This is a genomic window from Mucilaginibacter sp. P25 (genome assembly GCF_050859465.1).
GTDB classification, from domain to species: Bacteria; Bacteroidota; Bacteroidia; order Sphingobacteriales; family Sphingobacteriaceae; genus Mucilaginibacter; species Mucilaginibacter gossypii.
In genome coordinates this window covers 2968605-2981611 of sequence record NZ_CP193937.1, presented here as the reverse complement: position 1 = coordinate 2981611, position 13007 = coordinate 2968605, and the positions used below count along the sequence as shown (strand labels likewise).

General features: G+C 42.8%; 12 protein-coding genes and 1 pseudogene. 9 read left to right on the top strand and 4 right to left on the bottom strand.

What is annotated here, in order from left to right; translation table 11 throughout:
- Positions 1-5: 5 nt before the first annotated feature.
- The 4 genes from typA to ACRQ5D_RS15335 all read right to left on the bottom strand — a co-directional run bounded on the left by typA (position 6) and on the right by ACRQ5D_RS15335 (position 3336).
- The gene (gene typA / locus ACRQ5D_RS15350; protein ID WP_091175853.1) at positions 6-1817 is read right to left on the bottom strand and encodes a translational GTPase TypA; all 1812 of its coding nucleotides are present in this window, start codon (positions 1815-1817) and stop codon (positions 6-8) included.
- Positions 1818-1908: 91 nt separating this feature from the next.
- Positions 1909-2178, bottom strand: coding sequence for a type II toxin-antitoxin system VapC family toxin (locus tag ACRQ5D_RS15345; protein WP_091175848.1), 270 nt, complete (start codon positions 2176-2178; stop codon positions 1909-1911).
- A gap of 113 nt (positions 2179-2291) precedes the next feature.
- A complete protein-coding gene (gene vapB, locus ACRQ5D_RS15340; RefSeq protein WP_091175845.1) occupies positions 2292-2507 on the bottom strand; it encodes a type II toxin-antitoxin system VapB family antitoxin in 216 nt (71 codons plus the stop codon).
- Between the two features lie 40 nt (positions 2508-2547).
- Positions 2548-3336, bottom strand: a complete 789-nt coding sequence (locus ACRQ5D_RS15335) for an alpha/beta hydrolase (protein ID WP_431199929.1) — start codon at positions 3334-3336, stop codon at positions 2548-2550.
- 165 nt (positions 3337-3501) lie between these two features.
- On the opposite strand from ACRQ5D_RS15335, the gene ACRQ5D_RS15330 reads away from it, so the two are divergent.
- The 9 genes and pseudogenes from ACRQ5D_RS15330 (at position 3502) to ACRQ5D_RS15290 (ending at position 12889) form a co-directional block, all read left to right on the top strand.
- On the top strand, positions 3502-4209 hold the full coding sequence (locus ACRQ5D_RS15330; RefSeq protein WP_091175839.1) for an alpha/beta fold hydrolase: 708 nt from the start codon (positions 3502-3504) through the stop codon (positions 4207-4209).
- A gap of 138 nt (positions 4210-4347) precedes the next feature.
- Complete coding sequence (locus tag ACRQ5D_RS15325; protein ID WP_091175836.1) at positions 4348-5565, top strand: ATP-grasp domain-containing protein; 1218 nt, start codon at positions 4348-4350, stop codon at positions 5563-5565.
- A gap of 126 nt (positions 5566-5691) precedes the next feature.
- Positions 5692-6789: a carboxylate-amine ligase gene (locus ACRQ5D_RS15320; protein ID WP_090533867.1), complete on the top strand. Its 1098-nt coding sequence runs from the start codon at positions 5692-5694 to the stop codon at positions 6787-6789.
- Between the two features lie 235 nt (positions 6790-7024).
- Positions 7025-7720 (top strand): type 1 glutamine amidotransferase, encoded by a 696-nt coding sequence (locus tag ACRQ5D_RS15315; RefSeq protein ID WP_432329443.1) that lies wholly within the window; start codon positions 7025-7027, stop codon positions 7718-7720.
- Complete coding sequence (locus ACRQ5D_RS15310; protein WP_432329442.1) at positions 7717-7890, top strand: hypothetical protein; 174 nt, start codon at positions 7717-7719, stop codon at positions 7888-7890. The genes ACRQ5D_RS15315 and ACRQ5D_RS15310 overlap by 4 nt, the downstream gene beginning before the upstream one ends.
- Before the next feature lie 63 nt (positions 7891-7953).
- Complete coding sequence (locus ACRQ5D_RS15305) at positions 7954-9147, top strand: hypothetical protein (RefSeq protein WP_432329440.1); 1194 nt, start codon at positions 7954-7956, stop codon at positions 9145-9147.
- Between the two features lie 41 nt (positions 9148-9188).
- A complete protein-coding gene (locus ACRQ5D_RS15300) occupies positions 9189-9368 on the top strand; it encodes a FeoB-associated Cys-rich membrane protein (protein WP_243770706.1) in 180 nt (59 codons plus the stop codon).
- Positions 9369-9434: 66 nt separating this feature from the next.
- Positions 9435-11143 (top strand): annotated as a pseudogene (locus ACRQ5D_RS15295) (polysaccharide deacetylase family protein); the annotation flags it as partial.
- A 225-nt stretch (positions 11144-11368) separates the two neighbouring features.
- Positions 11369-12889, top strand: a complete 1521-nt coding sequence (locus ACRQ5D_RS15290; RefSeq protein WP_432329783.1) for a bifunctional polysaccharide deacetylase/glycosyltransferase family 2 protein — start codon at positions 11369-11371, stop codon at positions 12887-12889.
- Positions 12890-13007: the final 118 nt, after the last annotated feature.

The window sequence follows — 13007 nt, the reverse complement described above, 5'->3', positions numbered from 1 at the left end:
GAAAATTATTGATTAACAAACCTTTTAGCGTTTACTTTACGCTCGTTTTCGGTTAAGTAGATTTTACGTAAACGCATGCTTTGCGGCGTAACTTCGATGTATTCGTCAGCCTGGATATACTCCATCGATTCTTCTAACGAGAATTTGATAGCCGGTGCAATACGAACGTTGTCATCACTACCTGATGCACGCATGTTGGTTAACTGTTTACCTTTAACAACGTTGATCACCAAATCGTTATCGCGGATGTGCTCACCAAGGATCTGACCTTCGTAAATATCAACACCCGGATCAACGAAGAAACGGCCACGGTCCTGCAGTTTGTCAATTGCATAAGCAGTTGTGTTGCCTTTTTCCATCGAGATCAATACACCGTTTGAACGGCCAGGGATTGGCCCTTTCCATGGCTCGTAAGCTTTAAAGCGGTGCGCCATGATAGCTTCACCGGCAGTAGCAGTTAATACGTTGTTACGTAAACCGATGATACCGCGTGAAGGAATTTCAAACTCTAAGTGTTGTAAATCACCTTTTGGCTCCATGATCAACAGGTCACCTTTACGTTGTGTTACCAGTTCAATTACTTTACCGGCAACTTCGCCAGGTACGTCAACTATCAGGGTTTCAACCGGCTCACATTTAACGCCGTCAATGTGTTTAACGATAACCTGCGGCTGACCTACCTGTAACTCGTAACCTTCACGGCGCATAGTTTCGATCAATACCGACAAGTGAAGGATGCCACGGCCATAAACCAGGTATGAATCAGGCGATTCAGTTTCAACAACCTTAAGTGCCAGGTTTTTCTCCATCTCTTTGTACAGACGGTCGCGTACGTGGCGTGAGGTAACAAATTTACCTTCTTTACCAAAGAAAGGTGAGTTATTGATGGTGAACAACATGTTCATGGTTGGCTCATCAATTTTGATCACCTCTAATTGCTCAGGGTTTTCAAAATCAGCAATGGTATCACCGATATCAAAACCGTCAATACCAACTACAGCACAGATATCGCCCGATTTTACTTCGGTAGCTTTTACTTTACCCAAACCTTCGAAAGTGTAAAGTTCTTTGATCCTTGATTTCTGGATAGTGCCATCACGTTTTACCAACGACACCGGCATGTTTTCTTTGATAGTACCGCGGGCAACACGGCCGATAGCAATACGACCTACGAAAGATGAATAATCTAACGAAGTGATCTGCATTTGCAGTGTTCCTTCAGCGATAGGTGCAGGCGGAATGTTTTCCAGGATAGCATCCATCAACGGGAATATATCTTCCGTTGGTTTTTTCCAATCTGTGCTCATCCAGCCTTGTTTTGATGAACCGTAGATAACCGGGAAATCCAGCTGCTCTTCGGTAGCTTCAAGGTTGAAGAATAATTCAAAAATCTGTTCGTAAACTTCTTCAGGGCGGCAGTTCTCTTTATCAACTTTGTTTACAACCACAATTGGCTTAAGGCCTAAAGCCAAAGCTTTTTGAGTTACGAAACGAGTTTGAGGCATGGCACCTTCAAAAGCGTCGCAAAGTAATAATACACCATCGGCCATTTTCAATACACGCTCAACCTCGCCACCAAAATCGGCGTGACCAGGGGTATCAATAATGTTGATCTTAACATCTTTATACCTTACAGATACGTTTTTTGAAACGATGGTAATACCACGCTCACGTTCAAGGTCATTGTTGTCAAGGATTAACTCTCCGGTTTGCTCATTGTCCCTGAAAATGGCACAGCTGTGCAGGATTTTATCAACCAAAGTAGTTTTACCGTGGTCAACGTGCGCGATGATCGCAATATTTCTGATTTTTTGCATGAAAATGCCTCTCTAAATTTGGCGCAAAGGTAAGGTTAAATTATGAGATTATAAAGCATTTAGCGGTTATTGTTTACAATTAACATTGAGTTTACCAAAGTAAGCTTGCAGGGCAGGCTTTGAAGGGTTGATCAGCGGAAATGATCGTAAGATTTTCAGAGATAGCCTGCGAGATAACAAGGCGGTCAAAAGGATCTCCGTGATGATGAGGCAGAGATATTAATTTACTTAAATGATAAGATGCTATATCAAGAACCTCAAATTGCTTCCCTATCAAATAGCTATAAAAATTCCCATAACCAATTTCGATATTAAGCTTTTTTAAAGCAACATTGATAGCCATCTCCCATAGTGATGCCATGCTTATATATCATTGGTTATCGGGGTTTTCAATTGATTGCTTGACTGTATTAGATAGTCTGTCATCAGAAGCTTGACACCAAAGAATTGCTTGTGTATCTATAAGCAATTGCATTACATATAATCTTTAAAATCCTCAAGCGGTTCGTCAAAGTCTTCCGACACCCAAATTTTCCCTTTTAAACTTCCATATCCTCTTATAGTTTGATCGCTGTTTACCAATTCAGCATTAGTAATTTTTTTCAAAAGCCTATCCACATCTTTCTCTATCTGAGTTTGTAAATCAGGGGGCAATTGATCAAGCTTTTTTATAGGTGCAACACTAACCATGTTCTTAAACTTAATTAAGCTGATTTACAAAAACTATACGTTATCTTCCAAAAGCCCAAACCAAAAACTTAGCCATCGCTTTTCGCCAGGTAGCTGTATCATGGGTACCTCCTACTACTTCAACATATCGAATTTCTTCAGGACGTTTAAAGCCTTTAATCTCCATTTCTTTAATCAGGTCGATGGTATCGTCAATGGCATCAATAATGCCGTTTTTATTTCGATCACTGGTTTCATCTTTAGTGCCGGTTTGCAGCCAGGCATTGATAGCCGGCTTGGTTTTGGTTTCCCTGATCACCTGGTGCATCAGCCTGTCGGCATCGGTATAGCCTTTGGCCAGGTCTTTTCCCCGCCACCAAAACGAACCTGAAAAAACGCCCGCTTTATCAAATAACACCGGGTTATTCCAAACAATATCAAAAGCAGATAAACCACCAAGCGAAAAACCAGCAAAAGCTGTTATATCAAACTCATTAAAGCCTGTCAAAGCTTGTAATTGCGGCAGCAATTCTTCTTTTATAAATTGAGTATATAAACCAGCCTTAGCACCCCGGCCTTTAAAATCGGGTTTACCGGCAATGCCATATTCATCCAGGCGGCTATCTCCGGCATGGATAGCTACGATCAGCACCGGCTTAAGGCGATTGGTGTTATATAATGTTTCGAGCGTGGTTTTTAATCCGAGGTTTTCAAGCTCCTGTCCGTCATTAAGCAGCAGCAGGTTTAGCGGTTCGGCGATATCACTGTCTTCCGGCTTTAGGATGGTTAAGGTCACTTCCCGCTCAATCAGCGCAGAGGTTATATTTATTTCATGTTCGGTTATCGTCATTTCAGTATCAAGCCAGCCCGGGTACATCTCTTTCTAAATTAAAATTAAGGGCGCAAAAATAAGTTATACTTTTTACTTTTTGACAGCTAAGGATTAATATTATCAGGCTGTTGCCTATTTCAAACAAACCTCCTAACTTACAGTCATTATAAAAACCACACTGCTTTGACCGAAAAATTTCACCGCTGGCACTCCCCCAACACCAATACCGACCTTGAAATGCTGGTATTCGGCGACCGCGGTTATCCTGTGATCGTTTTCCCTACTACCAAAGGCCGCTACTATCAAAACAAAGATTTTGGCCTGATCGGGAGTGTAAAATGGTTTGTTGATAATGGCCTGGTGAAGATCTATTGCCCCGATACCATCGACGACCGCAGTTGGTACAACAAAAGCATTCACCCGGCCGACAGGGCCAAAACTTATGCAGGGTACGATCGCATGTTGGTAAACGAGCTCATCCCCTGGGCCATGCACGAAACAGGCGTTGGCAACGTAGCTCTTGCCGGCTGTAGTTTTGGGGGCTATCATGCCGCCAATTTCGCATTCAAACATCCTGAAAAGGTTAGGCATTTGTTTACCATGGGCGGCGCTTTTGATATCAAAATGTTTACTGATGGTTATTATGATGATAACATTTTTTATAACAACCCGGTCGATTTTTTGCCGGGCAGCAACCATCATGACCTTTGGCAAATGAATATTGTTCTCGGCACATCCGAGTATGACATATGCAAAGGATATAACATCCAGCTCTCAAACATTTTAAAACAAAAAGACATTAAACACTGGCTGGATATCCGCCCCTTTGCCAATCACGACTGGCCCATCTGGCGCGAAATGTTCCCGCATTATTTATCAACGATTAAATAGAAACAAGAGATCAGGATTCAAGAAACAAGAAAATAAAAGGCAAGAGTTTAAGAGACAGGAAAAAAATGAAAAAATAAAGAGCAAGACTTACATCAACCTGAAACCCAAAGAAAAACAAACATATAAACACCTACTATCATGAAAAAAATCGGTATCTTATTCGGACAGGAAGATTCGTTTCCGCAGGCATTTGTTGACCGTGTAAACCAAAAAGCAGAAAAAGGCATCAGTGCCGAGTTTGTACGGCTCGATAAAGTAATGCAGGCCGAACCGCTTGACTATGCTGTGATCATCGACCGGATTTCGCAGGATGTGCCTTACTATCGCGCAGCCCTAAAAAATGCGGCTATTTGCGGTACAGCGGTAATCAACAACCCTTTTTGGTGGAGTGCCGACGAAAAGTTTTTTAACAACGCCCTTGCTGTAAAAATTGGAGTGCCTGTACCTAAAACCGTAATTCTGCCATCAAAGGAACTTCCTGATGATACCACCAATAAATCATTCCGCAACCTGGCCTACCCGTTAGATTGGAATGGCATTTTCAACTATGTAGGTTTCCCAGCCTATATGAAACCTTTTGACGGCGGCGGTTGGAAAGAAGTTTATAAACTGGAAAATGAGAAAGATTTTTTCAGCAAATACGATAAAACCAAACAGTATGTAATGATGCTGCAGGAAGAGGTTGTTTTTGACGATTACTTTCGCTGCTATTGCATTGGCGGCAAGCATGTGCGCATTATGCAGTATGAGCCGCGCAACCCTCACCACCTGCGCTATGAGCATGGTAAAGCACCTGCATCTAAAAAGCTATTGGACACCATTAAAGATTATGTCATAAAACTAAACCAATATTTAGGTTACGATTTTAATACAGTGGAGTTTGCTGTACGCGATGGCATACCTTACGCTATTGATTTTTGTAACCCCGCCCCCGACGCCGAAGTTACCAGCGTAGGCCAGGAAAACTTTGAATGGGTGGTTGAAACAGCCGCCGATTATGCCATTGAACGCGCAAAAAAACAAAAAGACGGCTTTGACAACCTTACCTGGGGCGAATTTGTAAAAACTTCGGCAGCAAAAATGCCGTTGGTAGCAGTTGCAAAAAAAGCGGCCGTTAAAGCAGATGTTTCCGTGGCTATGGTTGACCATGCTATTGAAGACGAGGGCAAACCGAAGAAAACCAAAACAACCAAAGCACCCGCAGCAAAAGCAGCTATGGCAAAAGAACCGGCGGTAAAAGCTGCCGCAGTGAAAGAAACGGCAGTAAAAACCGCTGTGGTAAAAGAGCCTGTTGCCAAAGCTACAGCCGTAAAAGAAAAAGCAGCGCCTAAGCCTAAAAAGGCAGCTAAGAAATAAATAAAAGGTTGTCATTTCGAACGAGGAACGAGGAGAAATCTCGTACGCGCGATAAGCTATTCGTATAAGATTTCTCCCTACGGTCGAAATGACAACCGTTTTTTTAAGTAATAACCCTAACCAATTATGAACGAATTTACCTTAGGTGTTGAAGAAGAATTTATGGTGATTGACCCGGTATCGCGGGAGCTAAAATCGCATGAGCAAAAAATTGTGGATGCAGCCCAAAAAATCCATGAAGACCAGGTAAAAGCCGAAATGCACCAGGCCGTGGTTGAGGTGGGTACCCATATTTGCCGCAATACCCAGGAAGCCCGCAAGGAGGTAAGTAAGCTTCGTACCACGGTAGCGCAACTGGCGGGTGATATTGGTCTGCGAATTGGCGCCGCGGGTACACACCCGTTTTCGCACTGGCAGCATCAATTGATTACCGATAACCCCAGGTATTTTGAAATTGTGGATGAGATGCAGGAGGCGGCCCGCTCCAACCTCATTTTTGGTTTGCATGTGCATGTTGGCATCCAGTCGCGCGATATGGCTATTCACATTGCCAATCAGGTGCGCTATTTTTTGCCGCATGTGTATGCCCTTTCAACCAATTCGCCATTTTGGGAAGGGCGGAACACGGGCTTCAAATCATTCCGTACCAAGGTTTTTGATAAGTTTCCGCGCACCGGTATCCCCGATTATTTTAGCAGTATAGAGGAGTATGACCGCTACATAAAGCTGCTCGTAAAAACCAATTGCATTGATAACGCCAAAAAAATCTGGTGGGATATCCGGGTACATCCTTTCTTTGAAACTATTGAGTTCCGCATTTGCGACTGCCCTATGCTGGTTGATGAAACCATTGCGTTTACCGCTTTATTCCAGGCTTTATGTGCCAAATTGTACAAGCTCAGGGCGCAAAACATGAAGTTTATTAACTATTCGCGCGCGCTCATTAACGAAAATAAATGGCGTGCAGCCCGGTACGGTATCGACGGCAAAATGATAGATTTTGGTAAGGAAATGGAGGTAAACACCCGTTCGCTGATTTTGGAGCTACTTGATTTTGTAGATGACGTAGTTGATGAGCTTGGCTCACGCGATGACCTTCAATATGTACACAATATCCTGGAGCATGGCACCGGAGCCGACAGGCAGCTGGCTATTTATCAGCAAAACAATAACTTTGCTGACGTGGTGGATTATATCACCTCACAAACATTGAAGGGGTTGTAAGCCCCCTCAGCGACTATATAACAACGTCATTTCGATAAAGCAACCGTGGCTGAGCCGATGGGGCAAAAGAGAAATCTTATACACCATACAAATACATAATTGCTCAGCGCATATTGTATAAGATTTCTCCTCACAACCAACGCTTAATCCCAACTGGTTCTGTCGAAATGACAATTATTTTAAATTGGTAAATACGGAATCCTAAAGCAAGGATAATATTAGAAAGATGCAGCAGATGACTGAGAAACCGGAAATAAAAGTAGCCATACTTGACTTGTATGATGGGATAGCGAACGAGGGAATGCGTGGTTTCCAGGATATTTTAAAACGTTACAGGGCTGAACACAATTTAAATTTAAGTTACCAGATCTTTGATGTACGCCGTAAATGCGAGATGCCGGGCACCGGTTTTGATATTTATATTTCAAGCGGAGGCCCGGGTAACCCATTGGAAACAGAAGGTACCGAATGGGAGAAGAAATACTTTAACCTGGTTGATAAGCTGGAAGATCATAACCTGTCCAACAACAGCAACAAAAAACATGTGTTCTTTGTGTGCCACTCGTTTCAGTTAATGTGCCGTCATTACAAGCTGGGCGATATCAATATGCGGCGCTCCCCGTCATTTGGCGTACTGCCGGTAAATAAAACCGGGCTTGGATTAAACGAGCAATTATTTAAAGGTTTAGGCGAACCATTTTATGCGGTTGATTCCCGCAGTTGGCAGGTAATCAACCCGGATGAAAAACGCTTTAAAGAGCTGGGTATGCAACTGGTGGCTATAGAAAAAGAACGGCCGCATGTTGATTTGCCAAGAGCGATGATGGCCATCAGGTATAATGATTATTTCTTTGCTACACAATTTCACCCCGAAGCCGATGCCGGAGGGATGAAGGGGATGTTGCTTCGCGAAGAAAAAAGGACGAAGTGATCAGCGAGCACGGAGAGGTTAAATATCATGAGATGCTTGAACGCCTCGACGATCCGGATAAAATAACGTATACTCAGCGTACACTGATCCCTAATTTTTTGGATATGGCGGTTAGCCCCACCCAACCCTCCCCTAAAAGCAGAGGGCTTTTAGAGGTTAAAGAAGAATAAATAGTTTATTATAAATTATAATAAGAAAATCTCCCATGAAAGGGAGATTTAGAGGGGCTAATCATGAATCCATCAATCAGAAAAGTATTCAACGAAAAGTTTAGCACAGGAAAGTACAGCCAGTTTCTTGATAAACTCAATAGTGACTTAAAAGAACCCGTTCCTTTCCGTGTTGCGGAAACCCCCGTTTTTTTAACTGCTGATTTCCGTGATAAGCTTATCTCCGCCGGCAATGATATTGTTGATACTATCCTCAAGCCCAATTTCAAAGAACTTACAGAGCGGGCCATACCTGATTTTTGGCGGGTATCCAATGAAAATGATCATCCTCATTTTATCGCACTTGATTTTGGGATCTGTAAAGATGAGCAGGGTAATATCGTGCCAAAACTTATTGAATTGCAGGGATTTCCTTCACTTTACAGTTTCCAGGTGCATCTGGGAGATATTTATCAGGAGGTTTATGATATCCCCGCGGATGAAACCATCTTTTTTGGGGGACTGAAGGAGGAAAGTTACCTCGATCTGCTCAAAAAAACTATTCTTGGCCCTTACCAGTCCGATGAAGTTGTATTAATGGACGTAAACGCCCCAGAACAAAAAACAGCAGTTGATTTTTATCTCACACAAAAATACATTGGTACGCCGGTGATATCGTTGAGCGACCTGATCCAGGATGGCAAAAAGCTTTATTACATGGCAGGCGATCAAAAGAAGCTAATTAAGCGCATCTACAATCGCCTTATTTTTGATGAAATAGCCGGTGATCCGGATATTTTTACCAAAGTGGCAGATATCAGGCAGCCCCTTGAGGTTGAATGGATTACACACCCCAACTGGTTTTATCGGGTCAGTAAATTCACCATGCCTTTTTTAACAGGCAATTACATTCCCAAAACTCAGTTTTTGCACCAATTAAAGCAAATCCCTGCTAATTTGGAAAACTATGTGCTTAAACCATTGTTCTCCTTTGCAGGTCAGGGTGTGATTATCGATATTAGTAAGAAAGACATAGAAACCATTACAGATCCTGAAAACTGGATCTTACAGGAAAAGGTGAATTACGAGCCTGTTGTGCAATCGCCGGAAGGCGGTGTAAAGGCCGAGATCAGGTTGCTTTATCTCTGGCCCGATGGGGATAAAAAACCCACACTTGCAATAAACCTTGCACGGTTAAGCCGTGGAAAAATGATAGGCGTACGTTATAATAAAGATTACAACTGGGTTGGCGGCACGGTTGCTTTTATGCCCCGTTAAACTTTGTACTAATTACCCTGTCTGTACGTATATATTAAATAATGCTTAATTTTGTCTTTATGAATATGCAGATCATCATTATCGCGATACTTTTTGCAGGCGCTGTTTTTTACATTGGCCGTATGATGTACAGGGCGCTTACTACTAAAAAAAGCTGCGGCGGCAATTGCAAATGCGGTGTTGATTTTTCAGGTATCGAACCCGGAAAAACCACCAAATAATGGCCAATTCTTATTTCATACAATCTTCATAAGTAACCTATACTTTTAATAAAGTAATTTTTCTTAATGTCATCAAGCAAGCAAGTTTTTCAGGCTGATAATCCCGGTAGGTGGAACCGTTTTAAATGGTTGAGCCGTGTACTACTGGCTGCATTGATTATTGGTATAATAGCCGTTATTGTTACCATCCGCTCAACCTATTACCCCGAGCTTCCCAACCTTAACCCTGCGCCCAAAAAAATGACCAGGGAGGAGCTCGAGCAATTAAAAAAGTCAACGAAGTTCAAATCGTTCAAAATTCAAAAATCTGAAATAGAAGCACTTGAGAGGGCTAAAAAATTACACCAGCTTAAACAACCTAATAATAAAGACCGTATAAACGCCGCTTTTTATCGTGCGTGGGAACCTCAGGCTTATAACTCGCTGGTGGTGAATATTGGCCACCTGGATATGGTAGTGAGCGAAGGCTTTTCTATATTACCTAAAACTGATACCGTTGTAACCAAGCTCGATACCGGGCTGATGAACCTCAATAAAAAATACAACAAGCCGATTATTGTATCACTGTCAAACTACGTAAACTACAACAACACACATGGCGGCTATGATACTAAAGATGTAGACCGTATTGTTAACAATAAAACGCTTCGTAGTAATTTTATTAACAGCATAGCTAACTCGCTTACCAAAAACAAGTTGAAGGGTGTCAATGTTGATTTTGATGAGCTAAGGGACCGAAACAGTAAAAATTACATAGCCTTTCAAAATGAGCTTTATACAACCTTGCATGCCAAAGGTTTCCTGGTTACTCAAAACGTAGTGCCGGAGGATGAAAGTTTTGATATCACAAAGCTCCAGCATGTAAACGATTTCCTGTTCATCATGGCTATTGATGAACATTATGAAGCAACCAATGCCGGCGATCTTTCAAATCAGCGCTGGGTTGAGCAAATCCTCGATGATGTATGTTCGAAAGTTCCGTCAGAAAAAATAATTTTAACATTCGCAGGCGGCGCCTATGACTGGCCCGAAGGCAGTGTAGGTAAAACTATAGGTTATCAGCAGGCTATCAGTACGGCCGAAGAGCAAAAAAGCAAAATCACCTTTGATCCAAATTCGGCAAATTTACACTTCACTTATATGGACAAGGACAGCCTTGACCATACCATTTACTTTACAGACGCGGCAACAAACTTTAACGTAATCCGCATGGCCGACGACTGGGCTACCGGTGGCGTGGCTTTATGGCGTTTAGGTGCCGAAGATCCGCGTTTGTGGACATTTTTCCAGAAAAACCTGTCGATAGACTCATTGAAAAAAACAGGTGTGGATATGCGGAAACTTACATCTGTAGGTTTAAACAACCGTGTAAATGTTGACTACGATGGTGATGGCGAGGTGCTTGACCTCATTACCACGCCTACCACCGGGGTAATTAATGTAAAAATGGATACATCTACGTTTACCATTCTCGATCAGCATTATATAAAACTTCCCACTAAATATGTGATCCGCAGGTATGGTTATGCTCCCAAGAAAGTAGTTTTAACTTTTGATGATGGCCCCGACCCCGATTTTACCCCACGTATTTTAGATATCCTTAAAGCCGAAAAGGTACCGGCAGCATTCTTTGTTGTGGGTTCCATGGCCGAAAAAACATACAGTTGCTGCGGCGCGAATACGAAGAAGGCTATGAAATAGGCAATCACACGTTTTTCCACCCCGATATTTCAACCATCAGCTTAAAAAGGGTGATCCTGGAGCTTAACTCCACGCGCAAACTTATTGAATCGGTAACCGGCCGAAGCACCATCCTGTTCCGCCCGCCATTTAATGCCGATGCCGAGCCGCAAACCCTTGCCGAGGTTATTCCGGTTGCAGAAAGCCGCCGTCAAAGCTATATTACCATCGGCGAATCTATCGATCCCTGGGATTGGCAGCCCGGCGTTACTGCCGATAGCATTATTGCCCGCACCATAAGGCAAAAAGATAACGGATCAATGATATTACTGCATGACGCAGGAGGTGATACCCGTGAAGAGACTGTTAAAGCCCTTCCTGCAATCATTCATTACTTTAAATCGCAAGGATACCAGTTTACCACTATTGCCGATGTGCTGGGTAAAACTAAGGATGATCTGATGCCGCCGATTAAACCGGATCCTAGCACAGGCATTTTCGGGCCCGCCTATGATGTTTTTATTCATGGTTATTACTATGTAAACTGGGCGCTGATCTATATATTCCTGTCGGCCATATTCCTGGCTATTGGCCGCATTGTGCTTATTGGTATTTTGGCTGTAAGGCAGCGAAGCGTGGATAAAAACTCCAAAAAGCTTAATCGCAATACCGATGTGATGCCTGCCGTGAGCATTATTGTGCCGGCCTATAACGAGGAGGTGAATGCAGTTGCAACAATACAAAGCTTGCTTAAAACTGATTATCCATCATTCGAGATTATTTTTGTTGATGACGGATCAAAAGATAAAACATTTGAGGTTGTAGAATCCGCCTATAAAGGTAATCCGTTCATCAAGATCCTAACCAAACCAAACGGAGGTAAGGCATCAGCGTTAAACTTTGGTATCACCCATGCCCAAAATGATTTTGTGGTTTGTATTGATGCCGATACCCAACTCAAAACAGATGCGGTTTACCAGCTCATGACCTACTTTACCGATGAGGAAATTGGCGCGGTTGCCGGAACCGTTAAAGTTGGAAACGAAACAAATATCATTACGCGCTGGCAGTCGATAGAGTATATCACTGCGCAAAATATGGACCGCCGCGCGTTCGACCTCATTAACAGTATTACCGTTGTTCCCGGGGCCATTGGGGCATTCCGTAAATCGGCCATTTTCCGTGCGGGCGGCTTCACTTACGATACCCTTGCCGAAGATTGCGACCTTACCATGCGCATACTTAAACAAGGCTACGTGGTGCGTAATTGTGCCGAAGCCATTGCATATACCGAAGCGCCCGAAACAATAAATATGCTACTGAAACAGCGTTTCCGCTGGAGTTTTGGCGTAATGCAAAGCTTCTGGAAAAACCGGGATGCATTGTTTAACAAAAAGTACAAGTTTTTTGGAATGGTGGGGATGCCTAACATCCTGATTTTCCAAATCATATTACCGCTGTTCTCCCCTCTGGCAGACTTGATGATGCTATTCGCCCTGTTCGGTGAGAAACCCGAAAAGATGCTGCTTTATTACGTAGCATTTGTGGTGGTTGATTTTATAGTGGGTATCATCGCTTTCCGGATGGAAAAGGAAGACTACAAGAAACTCATCTATATCATTCCGCAGCGTTTTATGTGGCGGCAGTTAATGTATTACGTGCTGTTTAAATCGCTACGAAAAGCATTGAAAGGCGAATTGAGCGGATGGGGAGTGCTTAAGCGCACCGGTAATGTGAAAGTTGATGGCTCGGGAAGCAAAAAAGCACAGCCGATATATATGGTAATTGGCGTAGCGATAATTGCGGCAATTGTGTATTTATTGTATAAGCATTACAGTTAAACAAACAGCCTTTGGCTTACAAATACATAGACTGAGTTTGCTGCGTGCAAACTCATCAAAATTGGTGACCAACTAAAAACTTTAGTTCGCTACCAGTTGTTTATATCTCTGAGAAAAG